Consider the following 20,093-nt stretch of genomic DNA (forward strand, 5'->3'; position numbering starts at 1 on the left):
CGCGTCGACCCACAGGCCTGGCTGACCGACACTCTCAAGCGCCTTGCGGGCGGCCACCGCATCAATGCACTCGGCGACCTCATGCCATGGGCATACGCCGCCCGCGTGGTGCGTTAACAGCGCTTACGGTTCTGTTGGCTCCCTCGCAAGTCGTGGCAACCCGGTTGTCGCATATCGCCATCGCCTGGAGCGGTAGCGAGGCGTCCGCCAAGGTCGTTGCCAACGCAATGCCCTGGCTCGCTGCAGCCGAGCGCGTCACGATCCTGTTGATCGACAAGGGCGAGGATGCAGCGCGCAAGTTGGTGGACGATCTTGGTCGCGGCGGCATCCGCGTCGGGGTCCATGCCGTCGCGGGTGATGATCGTGGACTGGGCGCCCAGATCGTGGCCGAGGCACATGCCGTCGGGGCGAACGCACTCGTTGCCGGAGCCTATCGTCACAATGCCTTGATCGAATGGGCGCTGGGCGGCACGACACGACACCTGCTGTCAGCCGCCGACTTGCCATTGTTTCTCGCACATTAGTCGAGCAGCGGGAGCTATCGTTCTGCGTCAGCGATAACCGTTCGTCAGCAGGTCGGCCGGTTTAGGCTCAGTACGGCGATAGAGCCGTCTGTGTGATATCGGTCCCCGCCGCCATTGCGGTGCCATGTCCCGGGCGGTAGCCGCATGGACTGCGGTGGCTGTGGGACTGCGCCGCAAGCCTGAAGGAGAGCTGACGACAAGGCGCGTTCGGTATCGATGTCGGGACCGATATGATGTGTGATCTGCAAGGTGAAGAGGCTCAGTCCAACGCCGCGATCAAACGTCGCTGCAGCGAGCCAGTCGTCGGTGCCGATCTGCCAGAAGCGGACATGGTGGCGGCGATCGGCGCTGGCGCCCTCGTCACGTTCGAACGCGAAATCCTGCATCCGATCCTGCACGAACAGGGGGCTCACCGGCGCATTCGGGTAGGGGCGTCCGGCGATGACACTCAACCCGATGCGAGCGCCCGTTCGCAGCGAAACCGGATCCGCCAATGACCAGCCGGCATGTCGATAGGCTGCCACGATCGCATCCTTGCGGCCCCGGATACGCAGGTTGATCGGATCGCCGGGAATATCCTGCGCGGTATAGGACGTGATCGCGTCGTTCTGGCCGATGAGCTTGTGCTCGTGGTGACTCCAAAGGCGTGGCAGGCCAGCGTAGGCCAATATGAACCATGCAAGCGGAATATAAATGATCATGGCCAGCGCGATCGACCACCAGTGCCAAGGCTTCAGACGCAATCGATCCCCCCAAAAATTGATCCCAACCTACTTATCCTCGCAAATCATGTATCTGCAGCCGCCACCTTTTCCCAGTAAGGAACCTTCAACCGGAAGGGCATCGGACGAGCACAGCAGTCTTTCCCGCGCCTATAAGAGGGAAATTTTCTCAAAAATTTGTTCCCGCAACTGTCTTCAAGAGAGGGGGGAATGGGACTGCCAAATGGTGTGCCCCAGCAGCCAGTATCGCGGCGGAGGAGCGTGAGACGAACGGCTTTTAGCCGGGCGATGCTGGTCGCTTGGTCGATATTGACGGCTTTCCAGCGATAGCGGTCGTACCCGCGACCTGACCGGAACGGCAAAAAGTGGTCGACAGCGTTCGGTTGGCCACTCTTCAAAAGGAAGGCCCGGAGCCGGCCTTGACCGGAACACGCTTTGCCTGCCAACCAATTGGCTCGCTCCTTCAAAGATATGCTCCCAAATGCATTTTCTGAAACGAACGATTGATATGGCAAAATGGGAAGATGCGGGGAGGGCAATAGCGGCCCCCGTCGCGACACAAAATTGGCCGAAATCAAACTAAGGCAATCGTACATGCCGTGAACCGCAATCTTCACGAGCTAGTTGCGGGCGATCAAATTGCTGACATTCGAAATATCAACTCCGTATAAAGTTCGTATATCCAACCGGCCGGCACATTCTCCCGAGGTCGCGAATGATCGCGGCATACCAAGGAGAACGTCATGGAACGCGATAACGACAAGGCACCGACGCTGGTCGACCTGGGCGATGCCCGTACCCTGACTCAGGGGCCGGCCGGCACCCCGATCGACGAGGTCCAGGGGTTCCTCGGCGCCGGCTTGGCCGACGACTGAAAGGGTGGCGGGGTGCTCCCGGGAACACCCCGCCGCTTCGCGATGAGGTTCTTCCTACCCCCGCTTGTCGGCTTCTGCTCAATCGGCGAGAGCGTGATCTTCCTCGATGCCCGCTCGGACCGCTACTGGATGCTTCCAGCCGTAATGAGCCAAGCCCTCAACCGGCTATGCGCCGGTGCAGAACTTGCAGGCGATGAGGCGGCACCGCTCCTCGCGCTCGTCCGGGCCGGACTACTTGACAGCACCAAGGGCGAACCTCTCGTGCCTTGCCAACTCCCGCGCGCGCGGACCAGTCGCCTTGAGGTAATCGACACCACGCCCAGGTCCTCGACGATGATTGCCGGACTGTGCTTCGCGGCGAGCACTTGGCGCATACGCAGGCGCGGCCTGGGATGTGAACTTGCACGACTTCAGCGTCGGCAAGAGCAGCAGGCCGGAACTGCCCGCGATGTCGATCGCCATGCGGGCGCCTTTGCGCGACTGCGCCTGCTGGTCAGCCCCACGGGGCACTGTCTTCCCCTGTCGCTGGCGCTGGCCCGGCGATGTGCTTCTGCCGATGCCCGGCTTGTCTTCGGCGTGCAGTTGGCCCCGTTCGCGGCGCATGCCTGGGTCCAGCGCGACACCGAAGTGCTCAACGACGAGTTGCATGTCGTGCACGCGTTCACGCCGATCCTCGTAATATGATCCGGCCGGCATTCGCGGCATGGTTGGCCAAGTCCCAGCCCTTCGGTGGAGGGGAGCAAGCCCGCTTTTCCGAGGCAGCCGGCCGGGCTGGCCTTGGGGTATGGCACATCGACGATCGGATGATGATCGCAGCGTCGCATGCGATTGCCACGCCGGAAGGCTGTATCGTCGGATCGGTCTTCCGGCGCGGAGAAACCACGTCGCTGACGGAAGCGACGCTTCGCGCTTCGTCTGGGACCATAAGCGCGGCAAGTGAACTGACGCGTGACCATTGGGGCGATTATGTTGCCGTCGGCACCTCGCGTGACGGCCGCTACGCCTTGCGCGCGCCGTTCGGCAGCCTGCCATGCTATTGGCAGGAGGCGCCCGACCATGTCGTTCTGGCCTCTTCAGTCAGGCTATTGAGCGCATTCGGCGGTTTGGCTCCGGCTGTCGACTGGCATGCCCTGGGCCATTTCCTCGCGGCCACCGACTTGCGCAATGGGCGCACCTGCCTGCGCGGCGTCGAGGAACTTGGCGGCGGGCAGGCAATCGAGGTCTCCGACCGCGGCATTCATCTCGAGCGGCACTGGTCTCCCTGGTCATGGGCCCACCGGTCGCAGGCTTTCGATACTGGCGATGCGGCGGCGGAAGCATTGGCCCGGGCGATCGACATAGCAGTCGTATCACGCCTCCCGGTCGACGTGCCGGCGATCCTGCTCCTGTCCGGCGGACTGGATTCTTCGGTCGTGGCGGCGGCGCTGGCGTCTACTGGGCGCCGCTTCACGTGCCTGACAATGGTGGTCGCAGACGCACAGGGCGACGAACGCGATCATGCCCGGGCCGTGGCGCACCATCTGGACGTCCCGTTGGTCGAGGTCGTTCGCGATCCTCGTCAAGTCGATCTCACGCGTCCCCTCGCGCGTGGCTTGCCGCGACCGACCGGTGCGCAGTTCCGCCAAGCGACATTTGCGGCTGCCGACGACCTGGCGAGAGAAACCGGTTCGTCGCTGGTCATCGATGGCGGTGGTGGCGACAACATGTTCTGCTCGCTGCAAAGCGTCGCCCCGGTGGTCGATGCCCTGCTCGGAATGGCCAGGGAGTCACGGCCAATCGCAACAGCGGTCTCGATCGCACGGATGGCCCAGGTCAGCCTTGCGGCTGTCCTGGCACGCGCCGGCATGCGCCTGGTGACGCGTCGTGCGGCCTATCGCTGGCCGGTCGACCAAAGTCTCCTCGATCCCGGGGTGATCGATGGCGTTGATCCTTCCCATCCATGGCTCGAGGTGCCGCGAGGCACGCCGCCGGGCAAGGCAGCCCAGGTCGACCTGCTCCTTGCCGCCATGGCGGTCGCGGATGGTCTCGATCCGGACCGACACCCGGCGCTCCTGTCGCCCCTCGTCTCGCAGCCCGTGGCAGAGGCCGCGCTACAGGTGCCGAGCTGGATGTGGTTCGAAGAGGGACGCAATCGTGTGCCCGTCCGACAAGCCTATGCAGCCCGCCTGCCCTCTTCGGTGGTGGGGCGGCGATCCAAGGGCACGCCGACCGGCTTCCTCGCGCGACTGGTCGAGCGGGAGGCTGACCTGTTGCGGCCTTTCCTGCTCGACGGATGCCTGGCCGTCCATGGCGTCATCGACCGGGCGGCGGTGGAGGCTGCTCTGGCGCCGGGACCTGCCCGCGACTTGCGCTTTGCCCGCCTGTTACAACTCGCCGACGCCGAGGCCTGGGCGCGGTCATGGAGCTGATGCCGGGGGGCGGGTCACGGCGGAATGGTCGCGCCAGTCCCGCCACCGCCGATACTGTTCGCGCTTGGCGGGATCGGGATCCTCCTCGCCCCGGAGCCAGAAGCGGAACCAGTCGAGATTGCGAGCATAGACTGCGGCCCGGTGCGCCGGCTGCCATTTGATGTGATGCTCGTCGGGAAAAATGCGCAGTTCGACGGGGACGTCGTTCTCGCGCAGGGCCGCGAATGTCTCGAGCGCGAACAGCCCTTCCTCGTCGGCCAGCTGGAAGAGGATTGGCGTGCGCAGCCGAGGAGCCGCCTGGGGCAAGGATATTGGCGCCCAAAATGCGGGATCGTCGGCGGTGACCTTGGGAAAGCCCATCGCACGCATCTCGTCGGCAAGGACAGTGCCCCCGTAAATGAGGTCGCTTCGCAGGTAGCGGCAGCAGGTGCTGAGCGACGCGGCGCGGAACGGCATGCCGGCGACCAGGGCATAGCGCGCCGTGGTCGAGCCGTCGCTCAGCCCGGTGATGCCCATCCGGTCGCGGTCGATGTCGCCGCGCGCGGCAAGCTTCGCCAATCCCGCTTCGAGCGAAGCATGGGTGCTGCGCCGCTCGTCCCAGTTGCGCAACACCGCCGCAACGGCCTCGGTGCTCGAGAGGTTGGGCTGGGCCTGCACGACGAGCGGTGGACGCTGGAAGCTCAGCACCGCGATCCCGTTCGCGGCCAGTGGCAGGATCGGATATTCGTCGCCCGTGCCGCCGCGCAGGAAGCCGCGGCTGGTGTACTGGACGATGACCAGCGGCCAGCCCTTGGCGGGCGGTTGTCCTGCGGGCAGGACGAGATCGCCCCAGGCGGGCAGACCCGCAGGGTTCGTCCAGCGCAGGCGCTCGACATGGGGCTTGGCCAGCGACGTGAACTCAGGGTTGGGGTCAAACACTGTTCGTGCGGCACCGCTGGCCAAGTCGATCGCGACGATGCGGCGTGGTGCCAAAGATGCCTCGCGCAGGCATAGTAGTTCCCTGGCCGCCATGGTGCAGCCGACCAGCGCATCCTCGGTGACCAGCAGGCGACGGACCGCAGCCTCGCCCGGCGTCCAGCGAAAGAGCGACGTACGCTCGTTGTTCGGGCCCTCATAGCGGAGGAAGAGAAGGCTGCGGCCATCGGGGCCCCACCACATCCCGCGGATCGAGCCATGGCATTCGGAGGCGATACAGGCCAGCCGGCCGCCGTTCCCGTCGGCCCAGATCCGGCGGCCGGCAAAGGGGGACGGACCGTCCACCTCGGCGCCCGCCTTCCGCCCGTCCGATGTCACGGCATTCAAAGGAGAGGGCTCGCTCAATACCGGTTCGCTACCCAGGCGGACGATGTCCTGGCGGCCTGCAAGCGCAGCGGGTCCGCCATTGCGGGGTACCGACCAAACCACTCGCTCGAGATCGCCCGGCAGCTGTGGCGCAAAGCCGTTGGGCGGGATGACGCGATGGTCGAACACGAACCCGGCGCGGCCCTCGGCGCGTACCGCGTCGGCAAAGGTCGTTCGCTCGGGCCGCGTCGCAAAGACGAGCCTCGTTCCGTCCTCGCTCCACCCGACGGCCTCGACATCGATCGGCGCGTCGGTGATCCGCACGGCGGTGCCGTCGTCGACCGAGACGCGCCAGGCCTGTGTCCGGCCGCCGACACGCTTGAGATAGGCCAGGTAGCGTCCGTCGGGCGACCATGCCGGGACGATGGTCGCAGGAAGGCCGCTGCCGGTCCGCGACCCGCGCACGACATTTTCCGCGCGTATCGCCTCGCCGCCTTCATCGACGATTCGTGGTTGAGCCCACGGTTCCAGGCCGAGCACAACCAAGGCCTGGCAGACGCGATTGGCCACGGGGTCGGCGCGCGAGATGACGAACGCGATCCGGCGACCATCGGGCGAGACGGCGAGCGGGCTCGGTCCACCGACCGAGGGGTCGGGCTGGCCGATGTCCCGCAAGGCCAGGAGATCGTCGAGCGAGACCGGTCGTCCCGCTGCGGCGGCCGGGGTGAATGCCGGCATGATGCCGGGGCATGGCGGGGGCGCGGCATCGATACCGGCGACAGCGAGGCCAGCGGCCAGCAGCATAACGCTCACCACGACTTGGTCGCCGAAATCGCGAGGACCCGCCCGAAGGGCGAATAGTTGGTCGAATCATAGGGCGTGTCGTACGGCAGGGTCGTCGCGATCGGACTGGGCTTGGCATTCAGGATGTTCTGGGCGGTCACGGCAAGGTCGACACTGTGCCACCATGCCGGTCCTGGGCCGGTGCGATAGCGAAGCGTGAGGTCGGCCTGCGTCATGCCCCCGACACGGCGTGCCGGCGAGGTCCGTCGGTCCTCGACCCCGCCAATCCGGCTCACCGCGCCGGTGAGAGTCAAGCCGCTCTGGGTCCAGCCGAGGGTGGCTCGTCCCCGAAAATGGGGAGGATTGAAGATCGTGCCGGCCAGATCGACGATGGGTTGTGCCGGCGTCAGTTGCTGGTCGCTTTGCAGATAGGCGCCGGAAAGCGTGGCGTTGATCTGCCCGGCGCCGAGACTGCGATCGAGGCGGGCCAGCATGTCGAGACCCTTCACGCGCTGCCGCCCGGCATTGCGGTTGGCGTTGTCGATGACCGCGACCACGCTCGTAGGGTCATAGGTGCGACCGGTGGCGTTGAGGAACTGCCCCGCCCCGAGACGCAGGCTTTCGAGGGTCGCAAGGCTGGGGGAGCGCAGTACCTGGTCGGCATAGGCGGGATCGGCGAGCGCACGGGCGATGAAGGTGACCGGTGCCACGATGCGATCCCGATAGAGCGTCTCGAAATAACTGATCTCGATGCTTAGCCCGTCCACCGCGCGGGGATGCAATGCCAGAGTCGTCGACCAGCTGCGGGCACGCTCGGGCTGCAGTGAATCGCGTCCCCCGGACAAGAGCAGGGCCGTGGCCCCCGATGGCAGGCCGGTCCCGCCGAATACGGTGGCTGGAAGGACGGCGACCACCAGTGGCTGGTAGCGCTGGAGGAGCGTCGGCGCGCGGAAGGACCGGCCCCAGCTCGCCTTCAACGAGACGTCGGGCGTCGGTGCGTAGACCAGGCCGAGCTTGGGCGTTGTGACTGCATCAATGCCGGGATAGTCTTCATGGCGAAGGGCCAGGCTGGCATCGAGGCGATGGACGGCCGGGATCGCCTGGGCCGGTCCGACGATCGGCAGGCTGGCTTCGGCATAGGCGTAGCGGCTGTCCTGGTGCGCATCGACGTCCTGCGCGCTGTTGTCGCCGCGCTGGCTGACCAGCCGGTTGTCACGATAGCCGACGCCCAGCGCGATCTTGGCGGGACCGCCGGGCAAGGCGAAGAGCGGACCGTCGGCCGCGAGCTCGACGCTATGGGCATCATTGCAATAGCAGCCGAATGTCCGGCTGGTCAGCTGGGTGCCAGTGAACTGGTTGGTCGCATAATGGACCCGGTCCCGGCCTGCGCTCCCCGCGAGTTCGAAGCGCCACGCGCCGGGAGACCAGCGCAGCGCCGGCGCGATCGCGGCCGAGTCGCTCTCGGCAGGCTGCTCGGCGTGTCGAAATGGCGTCACCCCGGCGGTGCTCAACGGAAACTGGGAGAAGCTGCGGCGATTGTTGTAGAGCAGGTCGAGCGACAGCTCGACAGTGTCGGCGAGCCCTTGATGGCCACTCAACACCACGCTGTGCCGCCGGAGCGATGGGTAGAGATCGAGCCCGGGCACCCGGTCGCGCGCATAGTCGCGGTCGGCGGCGCGGATGGCGGTGCTGTGCCCGAACTCATAGGCGAGCAGCATGCCGCCGCCCGACCATCGCTTTCCCGCAACGACGCCGTAGACCTGCTCGACATTGCCGCCATCGGTGGAGGCGCCGAGGCGCGCGCTCGTGGTCAGCCCCTCAGCGTCGCGCCGCAGCCGGATGTTGGCGACGCCGGCGATCGCGTCCGATCCGTACAGCGCGGAGGCGCCGTCCGCGACGATCTCAATCCGCTCGACCGCATTCACCGGGATCGCGGAGACATCGACGCTCTGGCGCGAGGCACTGTAGGCGAGCCGCCGGCCATTGAGCAGCGTCAATGTCGCGTCGCTACCGAGGCCGCGCAGGTTGAGCGACGATCCGCTCCCGACATTGACGCCGCTTGCCGCGGGCACATTGGCGCCGATGCCGGGGTTCTGGCCGCCCCCGAAATTCTGCGGGATGGTCCGGATGACGTCGGCAAGCGTCGCCTGACCTTCGTTGCGGATCGTGTCGGCGGTGCGGACGATCAGCGTCGAGGCGACCGGGGCGCCGCGAATGCGGCTCCCTGTGACCACGATGTCCGTGTCCGGGGACTGTTCCGCCTCGACCCGGACCTGCGGCGTGCCGTTCGGCCGAACCACGAATCCCTGGTTGATCGGCTCGGCCCGCAGGCCCGACCCGGCGAGCACGCGTGCCAGCGCGCTCGCGGCATCGAACCGCCCCTTGAGCGGTGGCGCGCGGCGTCCGGCGACGAGGGCCGCATCGACCATGACGGCCTGCCCCGTCGTCCGGGCGATCGCCATGAGCGCCGATCCCAGCGGCTGGGCCGGCAGGTCGTAGGCGTGTTCGTCGCGTGCCTGGCCATTGGCCGGTGCAACAACGGCCAGGCAGGCAAGGCCGGCACCCCCGAGATAGAAGCGATTCATCGTCGTTCCCCCTGCGGCATGATCGCCGCTCCACCGGGTTCAACGACACGCGATCGATCTACCCCCCTTGCGTTGCACGCGATGAGCCGGCGGCCGGCTGGAGCAGGATGGCGCCATCCGCTCGCGTCTCGACGCGCAGGCCGAACATGCGGGCAAGGCTGGCAGCCAGCTCCTCGGGCTTGTCGGCCGGGAATGCCCCGGTGACCCGCAGCTGGGCGAGCGAGGGATCGGCGAGGACCAGCCTGGTTGCCGTATAGCTGTTCGCTTCGGCCACGACCCGGTCGAGCGGCGCAGCGTCGAAGCCGAGCATCCCGCTCGTCCAGGCTGTCGTGCCCGCAGGTATCGTCCTGGGCGCCGAGAGATGCGTCATGTCCGCCGTGGCGGTGACCTGCTTGCCGGCCGTCAGGCGGATGCGTTGCTCCGGCGACTTTGCCGATCGGGCGGTGACCTCGACGATGCCCTGGATCAGCGTCACGCCCGCCCCGCTTGGTCGCATGTCGACATCGAAGATCGTGCCGTGTGCAACGACGGTCATCGCACCTGCCGTCACGGTGAACGGGCGACGCTGGTCATGGGCCACGGTAAACCGCGCGCGGCCCTGCTCGAGCACGAGTTGTCGCGCCTCCGGCGCGTAATGGATTGCCAGCGTGCTGTCGGTATCGAGCGTGACGCGCGACCCATCGGGAAGGCGGATGGTACGACGCTGGCCGACGGCGCTGGCGACGCGCTCCGGCTCGGCGACGCGCGGCGCCTCCGAAACGCTCCATGCCCCGACGACAAGGGCCATGGCGGCGGCGCAGCCGAAGGCGAGGCGGCCGGGCGTGGAAGCACCGACATGCCACCAGGGCCTTGTCAGCGGTGCGTCGTAGCGCAGGCTGCTCCGCGTCATGATGGTGCTGTCCTGCCAGTGCCGTTCGACCCGGGCGAAGGCGGCGGCATGCGCGGGGTCCGCGTTGCGCCATGCCTCGAAGCGGGCGCGATCGCGTTCGCCATCGGGCGCCTGGAGACGCGCGAGCCATGCCGCGGCCTCGCGCTGCAGCCGTCGATCGTCAGCCATTGTCGGCATGGTCCAGTTCATGGGCGAGAATGGCGATCGCCCGGCTCATCTGCTTCTCGACCCCTTTCACGCCAATCCCGCAGGCCTGCGCGATCTCGGCATAGCTCATGCCGTCGACGCGGTGCGCGAGAAAAATGGCACGGGTGCGGGGCCGCATCGCCTGGACGGCGCGCTCGATGCGTCGCAATTCGTCGCGCGCCTCGAGTTGCCGCTCGACATCGGGCGCAACGAGTTCGACGCCGTCGAGCGGGACGTGCATGTCCGAGGCGCGGCGAAGGTCGCGCTTGGCCTGGTCGAGGCTAACCGATGTTGCGATCCTCCAGAGATACGCCACCGGTTTCTCCTGAGCCAAGGATCGCAATCGGTCTGGCCCCAAGCCAAGCAATCGCACGAACGCGTCATGGACGAGGTCAAAGGCGTCGTGGCGATCGGACCGCCTTGCACGCGATCGCGCCAGGCGAGGCGCCTCGACCGCGTACAGCGTCTCGACGAGCGCATCGTCGCCGTTGGTGCGACGTGCGCGAGGGAGTGCCGATCCACTGCTCATGGCGAGCAGCGGACACGCGCCCGCGCGGCAGCTTCTCCGGAAGACATGGGACGCCTCCAGCGCCGAGGCGAGCCGGCCGGGCCAGCGATCGGGTCACTCGCGCAAGGGACGTCGCGGGCGTTTTTAGCCGACGAGCGCGGCCTGGACATCTACGCCAGCAGCCCGGAACGATCGTTCGTCCCGGCCAAAATATCCCAGGCAAGGTCCTCAAGCCTCGATGCGGACCGGGGCCCGCACGCTTCCAGCTTATCGCGTCCGATGCCCAATGCAAGGCGGGCAAGCGGTGGACATGCTCCGTCGACGGCAAGGCTGTGCCGCCGAACCGGGCCCTGAGGCATGCTTGAACATGCGCTGGCGCCTTTAGCCGCGAGGCCTGGACATACGCGCCAGCGACCCGGTCGCTGCTCTGCTCGGCATGGGCAGCGACTACTTTACGCCCATTCGCGATGTCGACCAAGGGGGCGATGCACCGTCGGCATCGACAAAATAGTGTTTCGCTCCCCGGCAGCACTGGATGGAGCCATTCGAGAACGGTCGCCGGATTTCCAGGGACCGATGGGACCACCATCGGCGACGGTCTCGTGCTGGTCCTTCTCGCCTGCATCGCTTCCATCGGGCCCGTTGCCCCATGCTTCGACTTTGCGTGCGCGACCACGCTTATTCACTTGCTGGATCCGGCAGGCGCCGCGTCAATGTCCCCAGACACGTCCGTGCTGGCCCCAGCGAGGGGCTGATCGTGGGGCGGCGATAATGAGATCGTAGAGGCGGCCCGGAGGACAGGATGTCCGGTCCCGGGCTGGAGACGCTCGTGACACCGACCAAGTTGCTTATCGGACAGATCCTCGTAGTGCTCGCGATCATCGTCGCGAGCATCTGGACCGCGACCCAATGGGCCGCCGCTCGGCTCGCCTACCAGCCGCAGCTTGGCCCGCCCTGGTTCATCGCCTTCGATCGTCCGATCTACCATCCGTGGTCGATCTTCCCATGGTGGTTCTCGTTTGACGCCTATGCGCCGGTCATCTTCGACGAGGCCGGTGCGATGGCTGCGGCCGGCGGCTTCCTGGGTTGCGGCGCCGCGATCTTTGGATCGATCTGGCGGGCGCGGCAATCGAACAACCTCACGACCTATGGCTCGGCTCGCTGGGCGGCCCGCAAGGACGTCGCGGCGGCCCGACTGCTCGGTGATCGCGGCGTCGTCCTCGGCCGGTTCGGCGGCGACGATCTTCGCCACGACGGCCCCGAGCATGTCATGGCGTTCGCACCGACCCGTTCTGGCAAGGGGGTGGGCCTAGTCGTGCCGACGCTGCTCAGCTGGACCGGCTCGACGATCGTCCACGACATCAAGGGCGAGAACTGGCAACTAACCGCCGGCTGGCGCGCGCGCTTCTCGCACTGCCTGCTGTTCAATCCAACCGATGCCCGCTCGGCGCGCTACAATCCGCTGCTCGAGGTGCGGCGCGGCGTGAACGAGGTCCGCGATGTCCAGAATATCGCCGATATCCTCGTTGACCCGGAAGGTGCGCTAGAGCGACGCAATCATTGGGAAAAGACCAGCCATGCACTGCTGGTCGGCGCGATCTTGCACGTCCTTTATGCCGAGGAAGAGAAGACGCTCGCCCGCGTCGCGACCGTCCTGTCCGATCCGCAGCGCAGCTTCGCTGAGACGCTGCGCCATATGATGGAGACCAACCATCTCGGCACCGATGATGCGCCCAGCGTCCATCCCGTCGTCGCCTCGGCCGCCCGCGAACTGCTCAACAAGAGCGATAACGAACGCTCGGGCGTGCTGTCGACGGCGATGTCGTTTCTCAGCCTTTATCGCGATCCAACCGTCGCGGCCGTCACAGCCGCGTCGGACTGGCGGATCGTCGACCTCGTGGAGGCAGCGCATCCCGTCTCCCTCTACCTCGTCGTACCGCCGTCCGACATCAGTCGTACCAAGCCGCTCGTGCGGCTGATCCTCAACCAGATCGGCCGCCGGCTGACCGAGGAACTCCATGGCCTTGGCAAAGACGGCAAAACCGGTGCCGCAGGTTCCGGAAGCCGCCCCGGCAGCAGGCGGACTCTCTTGATGATGCTCGATGAGTTCCCGGCGCTCGGGCGACTCGATTTCTTCGAGACGAGCCTCGCCTTCCTGGCAGGCTATGGCGTGCGCGCCTTCTTGATCGCACAGAGCCTCAACCAGATCGAGAAGGCTTATGGCGAGCACAACGCCATCCTCGACAATTGCCATGTCCGCATTGCCTTCGCGACGAACGACGAGCGGACGGCGAAACGGATATCTGATGCGCTCGGCACCGCGACCGAGCAGCGCGCGATGCGCAACTATGCCGGTCACCGGCTCGCGCCTTGGCTGGCGCATGTCATGGTTAGCCGGCAGGAGACCGCACGCGCCCTGTTGACGCCCGGCGAGGTGATGCAGCTCGCGCCGACCGAGGAGCTCCTGCTGATCTCGGGCCATCCGCCGATCCGGGCTAGGAAGCTGCGCTACTATGAGGACCGGCGCTACACTGCGCGCGTCCTTCCGCCGCCGACGCTTGAGGCAGGCGGATATCGCGACGTGCCCGCCGCCCGCCCTGACGACTGGGCCGGCCGGGTATGCGGGGCCGACCTGCGGCTCGCGGTTAGCACCGACGCTAGCAAAGACACAGAGGACGCCGGTCTCGAACAGGCCCGGCATCCTACCCACGAGGTCGAGCCGGCCATCAGGATCGAGCCGGAGATCGCCGACCCACTCGGCCTCGGCGATGACGATGGCGATCAGGCGGCCGAGCGACGCGCGATGGACCTTGCCCAGCAGGTCGGCACCGCTCGCACGGTCTATGGCCTCGATGCCGCCTCGGGCCGCCCCGACGATCTGCAGCTGGGGATTTGAGCGATGGACAAGACGAGCGACAAGGTGCGCCATCAATTCTTTCTCCCGAGACCGCTGTCCGACCGGCTGGAGGCACTCGCGGCCAAACCCGGCGCGACCAAGTCGGCAATCCTTGTCGATGCGGTCACCGCCTGGCTCAACCGGCGCGGGGCGTCCGAGCTGGAGGACCGGTTTGCGATCCGGCTCGACCGGCTGACGCACGCCATCGGGCGGGTCGACCGGGACACCTATGTCATCCTCGAGACGCTAGCGCTGTTCATCCGGTTCGAGCTGTCGATCCAGACACCGCTCGCCGAGAACGATGCCGCCGGTCGCGCGCTCGGCGCCAAGCGCTTCGAGGCCTTCGTGACCCAGGTCGGGCGACAGGTCTCGACCGGACGCCGTTCGCTGGGGGGATCGGTGCAGAACGCGGATGCGATTCCTTCCAAGCAGGGAGGCGACCGATGAGCGCCCTGCTGTCCGCGGAGCGTCGCCGCCGGATGCTGATTACAGCGCTGGGGAGTGACATCGCCACGGCGATGCGCGATCCGCTGGTGGTCGAGATCATGGTCAATCCCGATGGTGCGCTACGGCTCGACCGGCTCGGTGAGGGCCGGAGCGACACCGGGGTGCGGATGGCGCCCGACCAGGTCGAGCGCATCGTCCGACTGGTCGCCTCACACGCCCGCGCCGAGGTCCATGCCGAGCACCCGATCATCTCGGCGGAGCTGCCGCCGCATGTCGAGGGCCGCGCAGGCGAGCGGTTCGAAGGCGTGCTCCCGCCGGTGTCGTCGGCGCCGTGCTTCGCGATCCGCAAGCCCGCCACCAGGCTCCACACGCTCGACGACTATGTCGCCGATGGGCTGATGTCAGCGATCCAGGCCGAGGCGCTGCGCACTGCGGTCACAAGGCGCGACAACATCCTCGTCGCGGGCGGTACCAGCTCGGGCAAGACGACGCTCGCCAACGCGCTCCTCGCCGAGATGGCCGGGGAGCGCTCAGGGCAGGACGCACGTGTCATCCTGATCGAGGACACCCGCGAGCTGCAATGTCCGCTGCCCGACATGGTGGCGCTGCGCCCGCGCCCGCCGCAGGTGTCGATGAGAGAGCTCGTGCGCTCGACGATGCGGCTCCGCCCCGACCGGATCATCGTCGGCGAAGTCCGCGGCCCCGAGGCGCTCGACATGCTCAAGGCCTGGAACACCGGGCACCCCGGTGGGGTCGCGACGGTCCACGCCAACAGTGCGATCTCCGCGCTCTACCGGATCGAGCAGCTCTGCCAGGAAGCGGTCGTAACCGTGCCGCGCCAGCTCATCGCCGAGGCGATCGACCTCGTCGTCTTCATCGCCGGGCGCGGTGTCGACCGCCGCGTCTCGACCATCGCGCGCGTCACCGGGATCGACCCCGATACCGGCGCCTACACGCTCGCCGACCTGTCCCCGTTCACCCAGAAGGAGACCCGACCATGACCCATCTTTCCCTCCCGCGCCCGTCCACCCGGCGCAATCTCATCGCCGGCGCCGCGATCGGCCTCACGCTGACCTTTGCGACTCAGGTCCAGGCCGCGGGCTCGGGCATGCCGTGGGAGGAACCGCTGCAACAGGTGCTCGAGTCCGTACAGGGGCCGGTCGCCAAGATCGTCGCGGTGATCATCATCATCACCACGGGGCTGACGCTGGCGTTCGGCGAGACCGCAGGTGGATTCCGGCGCCTCATCCAGATCGTCTTCGGCCTGTCGATCGCGTTCGCAGCGTCGAGCTTCTTCCTGTCCTTCTTCAGCTTCGGCGGCGGGGCGCTGGTCTCATGAGTGCCCCGGCGACCGATACCGGTCGGTACCTCGATGGGTTCGAGGTGCCGATTCACCATTCGCTCGGCGCGCCGCTGCTGCTCGGCGGCGCGCCACGCGGGCTTGCGATCATCAACGGGACGCTGGCCGCCGCGGTCGGCCTCGGGCTCCAGCAATGGGTGGCCGGGGTGCTGCTCTGGGCCGTCGGCCACAGCGTCGCGGTCATGGCGGCGCGCCGCGATCCCGACTTCGCGCCGGTCCTGCTCCGTCACATCCGCCAGAAGGGATATTTCGCATGCTGAGGCAGAGGGCATGATGTACCTCGGCGAATATCGCGACCGTGCCGAGCGGCTCGCCGATCACCTTCCCTGGGCGGCGTTGGTCGCTCCCGGCGTGGTGCTCAACAAGGACGGCAGCTTCCTGCGGGTGCTCGCCTTCCGCGGCCCCGACCTTGAATCCGCCACCGAGGCCGAGCTGGTCGGCGCCTGCGCACGGGCGAACAACGCGCTCAAGCGGCTGGGCAGCGGCTGGGCCTTGTTCTTCGATGCCGAGCGGCAGGAGGCACTGGCCTATCCCGACAGCGACTTCCCCGACCCCGCGAGCTGGCTCGTCGATCGCGAGCGCCGGGCGGCATTCGAGGCCGCGGGCACGCATTTCGAGAGTCGCTATCACCTGACCCTGACCTGGCTGCCTCCGGCGGATACGACCGATCGTGCGGGGCGGAGCCTTGTCGAGCGCCCCGACAGCGACCGGGAGCGTGACTGGCGGAGTGCGCTCGCTTCGTTCGTCGCGGAAACCGATCGCGTGCTCGACCTGCTGTCGGGTGTCATGGCGTCGGTGCGCCCGCTCGACGACGGCGAGACGCTGACTTTCCTCCATGGCACCATCTCCGACCGGCGCCACCCCGTCGCCGTCCCCGAGACGCCGATGTATCTCGACGGCATCCTCGACGCGCTCAATCATCAGGATTTCGGCTATCGCTGGGCCACGCGCTTCATCGCGCTCGACAAGACTCAGGCGACGAGGACGCTCACGTCGCTTCGGCGCCAATGGTTCAACAAGCGCAAGTCGATCACTGCACTGCTGCGCGAGGTGATGTACAACACCCCGGCGCAGTTGCTCGACAGCGATGCCGACAACAAGGTCGCCGATGCCGACCAGGCGCTCCAGGTGCTCGGCGGCGACCATGTCGCCTTCGGCTATTTGACGACGACGATCACGGTCAGCGACCGCAATCGGGTAGCAGTCGAGGACAAGGTTCGCGCGGTCGAGCGGATCGTCAACGGCCTCGGCTTCACCGCCAAGCGCGAGACGGTGAATGCAGTCGAGGCTTGGCTGTCGTCCTTGCCGGGCCACGCCTATGCCAATGTCCGCCAGCCGCTGGCGCACACGCTCAACCTCGCGCATTTGATGCCGCTTTCCTCGGTCTGGGCCGGCCCGGCAGGCAACGACCATCTCGCCGCGGTCACGGGTCAGGACGCCCCGCCGCTGCTCGTCGCCAAGACCGCCGGATTGACGCCGTTCCGCTTGTCGACCCATGTCGGCGATGTCGGGCACATGATGGTGGTCGGGCCGACCGGCGCAGGCAAGTCGGTGCTCTTGAACCTGATCGCGCTCCAGTTCCGCCGCTACCGCCAAGCCCAGGTCTATATCTTCGACAAGGGCAACAGCGCGCGGGCGGCGGTGCTGGCGATGGGCGGCGCGCACCATGCACTGGGCGCGGCGGAGGCGGACGGCACGACGCTCGCCTTCCAGCCGCTCGCCGATATCGACGATGCCGTCGAGCGGGGCTGGGCTGCCGAATGGATCGCGGCGCTGCTGGCGCACGAGGGCGTGCCGGTCACCCCGGAGGTGAAGGACGCGATCTGGACCGCGCTCGGAAGCCTTGCCTCCGCCCCGCGTGAAGAGCGGACCATGACCGGCCTCGCGCTGCTGCTCCAGTCCAACGCGCTGCGCCTCGCGCTCCAGCCCTACACGCTCGAGGGACCGCACGGCCGATTGCTCGACGCGGCCGAGCAGCAGCTCGACCTTGCCGATGTCCAATGCTTCGAGACCGAGGCGCTGATGGGACAGGCCGGCACGGTCGCGCCGGTGCTAACCTATCTCTTTCATCGGCTGGAGGCGCGGTTCGACGGCCGTCCGACGCTGCTGGTCCTCGACGAGGCGTGGATCTTCCTCGACCATCCGCTCTTCGCCGCGCGCATCCGCGAATGGCTGAAGGTGCTGCGCAAGAAGAATGTCGCGGTCGTCTTCGCAACGCAGAGCCTCGCCGACATCGCTGGTTCGGGAATCGCGCCCGCGATCATCGAAAGCTGCCCGCAGCGAATCCTGCTGCCCAATGACCGGGCGGTCGAACCGCAGGGCCATGACATCTACGCGCGCTTCGGCCTCAACGACCGGCAGGTCGAGCTGATCGCGCGGGCGACGCCGAAGCGCCATTACTACCTCCAGTCGGCCCGCGGGAACCGGCTGTTCGAACTGGGGCTTGGCCCGATCGCGCTGGCGCTGTGTGGCGCGTCGGCCCCGGCGACGCAGAAGCGGATCAATGCCGTGCTCGCCGAACATGGCCGCGACGGCTTCGCCGAAGCCTTCGTGCGCGATGCCGGTCTTGGTTGGGCGGCCGACCTCATGGTGAATGCCCCTCAGCCGGAACTTGCCGGAGCATCACTCTAGCGATGCAAGATCACGCGACGCCGGCTGCGGTCACAGCCCGGCTGCCTCGGTCCGAAATTATGGTGCTTCTCAGATGCGCGATAATTGCAAAAATCGATCGCCCTGGACCTACCTGTCGGTAACGGACGAGCAGTCAACGACAGAATGTTTTGGGGGATGTGTGCACCAATAACGGCGTTAATGATTGATGCATACAGCGTGTCCGTTGACAACTTGCATTCGAGGATGCATGTGCTGGATGCATCCGGCGTAAAGCCGCTTGATGCTGGTTGGGTGCCACGGATGCCTGCTTCAAAGAAGCGCAGTTATGCGCGCTATACGATGGCAGCGGTAGAGCTCCTGGGCATGCTGGTGCAGCTTGAACGCAAGGCGCGCAGGATGACTGCGCAAGACATGGCGGACCGGCTCGGCGTCGACCGCAGCACCTTGCATCGGCTGGAAAACGGTGACCCGAAAGTCGAGCTGGGACTTGCCTTCGAGGCGTGTGCCATCCTCGGCATTCCGCTGTTCGAAGAGGATGCGCAGGGGGTGTCGATGCGGCTCGACGAAGCGGGCAAGCGCCTCGCACTGCTGCCTCGCCGCGTGCGGCCGAAGCCGTTGAGCATCAGCGATGACTTCTAGGCTGCCCCATCCGCGCGAGGCCTTTGTGTGGACCTGGCTGCCCGGAGCCACGAAGCCGGTCGTTGCCGGCCGGCTGGTATCCGATGGCGAGCGCATTCAGTTCATCTATGGCCGTTCGTATCGCGAGCGGGCCGACGCCATCCCGCTCTATATGCCGGAACTCCCGCTCGTGGGCGAACCCATCGCGCCCCACGGCACACTCGCGATGGCGAGCGCGATCCGCGACGGCGCCCCTGACGCGTGGGGACGGCGTGTCATTCTCAACAGGACCTTCGGGATCAAGGGCGACGGCCTTGATGGGATCGAGCTGGACGAACTGGTCTTCCTGCTCGAATCCGGATCGGACCGGATCGGCGCACTGGATTTCCAGATGTCTGCGACCGTCTATGCTCCACGCGGCGGCAGGCACGCGACCGTCGAGGAACTGCTCGCGTCTGCGGAGAAGGTCGAGAAGAACCTGCCGCTCACGCTGGAGCTCGACCAGGCCCTCCATCATGGCAGTTCGATCGGCGGTGCCCGTCCCAAGGCGCTGCTCACGGATGGGGCGCAGAAATATGTCGCCAAATTCTCCAGCAGCGGCGACACCTATTCGGTCGTGAAGGGTGAATATATCGCGATGCGTCTGGCCACACTCGCTGGGCTGTCGGTCGCGCCGGTCCGGCTGATCCATGTTGCGGGCAAGGATGTGCTTCTGGTCGAGCGGTTCGATCGCGTCCCGACCGGGAATGATTGGCACCGCCGGGCGATGGTATCGGCGCTCACCATCCTCGAGCTCGACGAGATGCAGGCGCGCTATGCGAGCTATCAGGACCTTGCCGAGAAGATACGCTTCCGCTTCATCGATCCGACCGCGACCCTGCACGAGCTGTTCGCGCGGCTGACGTTCAACATCCTGGTCGGCAATGTCGACGATCATGCGCGCAACCACGCCGCGTTCTGGGATGGGGCGCAGCTCGCCCTGACGCCCGCCTACGACATTTGCCCACAGGCGCGAGCCGGCGAGGAAGCCAGCCAAGCGATGCTGATTGTGGGCCGGCGCCGCTCGAGCCAGATCGCCACCTGCCTGGCGGCCGCCGGCGACTTCCATATGACGTCCGACCAGGCCATCGCGATCGTGTCCAGGCAGATCGAGACCATTGGCGCGCAATGGCTCGCGCTGTGCGACGAGGCAAGCCTAGGACCGGTGGACAGGGCGCTGTTCTGGGGACGGCAATTCCTCAATCCCTTTGCCTTCTACGAACTTGAAGGTCCGGCGGCCGTACTCGCCGAGCGCGCCGCCACGATCCGCGGCCAAGTCTGAACCGATCGCGATTGGTCGCCTGCTGCCGCTCGGCTGAACTGCAACGAAGACGAGAAGGACGTGAGCACGGAGCCGTC

18 protein-coding genes are annotated in these 20,093 nt (G+C 66.8%); 13 read left to right on the forward strand and 5 right to left on the reverse strand.

The genetic code is table 11. The features are described 5' to 3' along the window. On the forward strand, positions 1-117 hold a 117-nt coding region (locus tag BSZ14_RS07440; protein ID WP_139330359.1), incomplete at its 5' end, for a transposase domain-containing protein. Positions 118-152: 35 nt separating this feature from the next. Next, entirely contained in the window at positions 153-524 is a 372-nt protein-coding gene (locus tag BSZ14_RS19615; RefSeq protein ID WP_206744332.1) for a universal stress protein, read from the forward strand. Positions 525-568: 44 nt separating this feature from the next. Here BSZ14_RS19615 and BSZ14_RS07450 read toward each other — a convergent pair whose 3' ends face one another. Next, positions 569-1,225 (reverse strand): LssY C-terminal domain-containing protein, encoded by a 657-nt coding sequence (locus BSZ14_RS07450; RefSeq protein ID WP_158069188.1) that lies wholly within the window; start codon positions 1,223-1,225, stop codon positions 569-571. Between the two features lie 764 nt (positions 1,226-1,989). Here BSZ14_RS07450 and BSZ14_RS19280 point away from each other — a divergent pair. The 3 genes from BSZ14_RS19280 (at position 1,990) to BSZ14_RS07460 (ending at position 4,529) form a co-directional block, all read left to right on the forward strand. Next, positions 1,990-2,121, forward strand: a complete 132-nt coding sequence (locus BSZ14_RS19280; protein WP_139330363.1) for a benenodin family lasso peptide — start codon at positions 1,990-1,992, stop codon at positions 2,119-2,121. A gap of 93 nt (positions 2,122-2,214) precedes the next feature. After that, entirely contained in the window at positions 2,215-2,805 is a 591-nt protein-coding gene (locus BSZ14_RS07455) for a lasso peptide biosynthesis B2 protein (RefSeq protein ID WP_158069189.1), read from the forward strand. Continuing rightward, entirely contained in the window at positions 2,802-4,529 is a 1,728-nt protein-coding gene (locus BSZ14_RS07460; protein WP_083748158.1) for an asparagine synthase-related protein, read from the forward strand. The genes BSZ14_RS07455 and BSZ14_RS07460 overlap by 4 nt, the downstream gene beginning before the upstream one ends. Here BSZ14_RS07460 and BSZ14_RS07465 read toward each other — a convergent pair. Genes BSZ14_RS07465 through BSZ14_RS07480 form a run of 4 tightly spaced genes read right to left on the reverse strand, consistent with a single transcriptional unit; the run spans position 4,518 to position 10,782 of the window. Then, on the reverse strand, positions 4,518-6,614 hold the full coding sequence (locus BSZ14_RS07465) for an Atxe2 family lasso peptide isopeptidase (protein WP_076710436.1): 2,097 nt from the start codon (positions 6,612-6,614) through the stop codon (positions 4,518-4,520). The two genes, BSZ14_RS07460 and BSZ14_RS07465, sit on opposite strands and share 12 nt — an antisense overlap. Before the next feature lie 5 nt (positions 6,615-6,619). Continuing rightward, entirely contained in the window at positions 6,620-9,178 is a 2,559-nt protein-coding gene (locus BSZ14_RS07470; RefSeq protein ID WP_076710437.1) for a TonB-dependent receptor, read from the reverse strand. A 58-nt stretch (positions 9,179-9,236) separates the two neighbouring features. Further along, a complete protein-coding gene (locus BSZ14_RS07475; protein WP_076710438.1) occupies positions 9,237-10,235 on the reverse strand; it encodes a FecR family protein in 999 nt (332 codons plus the stop codon). Continuing rightward, positions 10,228-10,782, reverse strand: coding sequence for an RNA polymerase sigma factor (locus tag BSZ14_RS07480; protein WP_076710439.1), 555 nt, complete (start codon positions 10,780-10,782; stop codon positions 10,228-10,230). Before BSZ14_RS07480 ends, BSZ14_RS07475 begins: the two co-directional genes overlap by 8 nt. A gap of 808 nt (positions 10,783-11,590) precedes the next feature. Here BSZ14_RS07480 and BSZ14_RS07485 point away from each other — a divergent pair. The 8 genes from BSZ14_RS07485 (at position 11,591) to BSZ14_RS07520 (ending at position 20,016) form a co-directional block, all read left to right on the forward strand. Then, on the forward strand, positions 11,591-13,657 hold the full coding sequence (locus tag BSZ14_RS07485) for a conjugal transfer protein TraG (protein WP_076710490.1): 2,067 nt from the start codon (positions 11,591-11,593) through the stop codon (positions 13,655-13,657). Between the two features lie 3 nt (positions 13,658-13,660). Next, positions 13,661-14,104 carry a CopG family transcriptional regulator gene (locus BSZ14_RS07490; RefSeq protein ID WP_076710440.1) on the forward strand — a complete coding sequence of 148 codons (444 nt, stop codon included), beginning with the start codon at positions 13,661-13,663 and terminating at the stop codon, positions 14,102-14,104. Beyond that, a complete protein-coding gene (gene trbB, locus BSZ14_RS07495; protein WP_083748160.1) occupies positions 14,101-15,105 on the forward strand; it encodes a P-type conjugative transfer ATPase TrbB in 1,005 nt (334 codons plus the stop codon). The genes BSZ14_RS07490 and trbB overlap by 4 nt, the downstream gene beginning before the upstream one ends. Further along, positions 15,102-15,443: a TrbC/VirB2 family protein gene (locus BSZ14_RS07500; protein ID WP_076710441.1), complete on the forward strand. Its 342-nt coding sequence runs from the start codon at positions 15,102-15,104 to the stop codon at positions 15,441-15,443. The genes trbB and BSZ14_RS07500 overlap by 4 nt, the downstream gene beginning before the upstream one ends. Next, entirely contained in the window at positions 15,440-15,724 is a 285-nt protein-coding gene (locus BSZ14_RS07505) for a VirB3 family type IV secretion system protein (RefSeq protein WP_076710442.1), read from the forward strand. The genes BSZ14_RS07500 and BSZ14_RS07505 overlap by 4 nt, the downstream gene beginning before the upstream one ends. Positions 15,725-15,734: 10 nt before the next feature. Continuing rightward, the gene (locus BSZ14_RS07510) at positions 15,735-18,095 is read left to right on the forward strand and encodes a conjugal transfer protein TrbE (protein ID WP_076710443.1); all 2,361 of its coding nucleotides are present in this window, start codon (positions 15,735-15,737) and stop codon (positions 18,093-18,095) included. Positions 18,096-18,275: 180 nt separating this feature from the next. After that, entirely contained in the window at positions 18,276-18,716 is a 441-nt protein-coding gene (locus tag BSZ14_RS07515) for a helix-turn-helix transcriptional regulator (protein ID WP_158069190.1), read from the forward strand. 25 nt (positions 18,717-18,741) lie between these two features. Next, positions 18,742-20,016: a type II toxin-antitoxin system HipA family toxin gene (locus tag BSZ14_RS07520; RefSeq protein WP_241823681.1), complete on the forward strand. Its 1,275-nt coding sequence runs from the start codon at positions 18,742-18,744 to the stop codon at positions 20,014-20,016. The last annotated feature ends 77 nt before the right edge of the window (positions 20,017-20,093 follow it).

This window comes from Sphingomonas sp. Sph1(2015), from assembly GCF_001970915.1.
GTDB lineage: Bacteria > Pseudomonadota > Alphaproteobacteria > Sphingomonadales > Sphingomonadaceae > Sphingomonas > Sphingomonas parapaucimobilis.

Bases quoted from the DNA above. Each gene is read 5' to 3' on its own strand.
- BSZ14_RS07510 (WP_076710443.1), top strand. From the start codon at position 15,735: ATGATGTACCTCGGCGAATATCGCGACCGTGCCGAGCGGCTCGCCGAT.
- BSZ14_RS07460 (WP_083748158.1), top strand. From the start codon at position 2,802: ATGATCCGGCCGGCATTCGCGGCATGGTTGGCCAAGTCCCAGCCCTTC.
- BSZ14_RS07515 (WP_158069190.1), top strand. From the start codon at position 18,276: ATGATTGATGCATACAGCGTGTCCGTTGACAACTTGCATTCGAGGATG.
- BSZ14_RS07470 (WP_076710437.1), bottom strand. From the start codon at position 9,178: ATGAATCGCTTCTATCTCGGGGGTGCCGGCCTTGCCTGCCTGGCCGTT.
- BSZ14_RS19280 (WP_139330363.1), top strand. From the start codon at position 1,990: ATGGAACGCGATAACGACAAGGCACCGACGCTGGTCGACCTGGGCGAT.
- BSZ14_RS07505 (WP_076710442.1), top strand. From the start codon at position 15,440: ATGAGTGCCCCGGCGACCGATACCGGTCGGTACCTCGATGGGTTCGAG.
- BSZ14_RS07490 (WP_076710440.1), top strand. From the start codon at position 13,661: ATGGACAAGACGAGCGACAAGGTGCGCCATCAATTCTTTCTCCCGAGA.
- BSZ14_RS07500 (WP_076710441.1), top strand. From the start codon at position 15,102: ATGACCCATCTTTCCCTCCCGCGCCCGTCCACCCGGCGCAATCTCATC.
- BSZ14_RS07450 (WP_158069188.1), bottom strand. From the start codon at position 1,225: ATGATCATTTATATTCCGCTTGCATGGTTCATATTGGCCTACGCTGGC.
- trbB (WP_083748160.1), top strand. From the start codon at position 14,101: ATGAGCGCCCTGCTGTCCGCGGAGCGTCGCCGCCGGATGCTGATTACA.
- BSZ14_RS07465 (WP_076710436.1), bottom strand. From the start codon at position 6,614: ATGCTGCTGGCCGCTGGCCTCGCTGTCGCCGGTATCGATGCCGCGCCC.
- BSZ14_RS07475 (WP_076710438.1), bottom strand. From the start codon at position 10,235: ATGGCTGACGATCGACGGCTGCAGCGCGAGGCCGCGGCATGGCTCGCG.
- BSZ14_RS07480 (WP_076710439.1), bottom strand. From the start codon at position 10,782: ATGAGCAGTGGATCGGCACTCCCTCGCGCACGTCGCACCAACGGCGAC.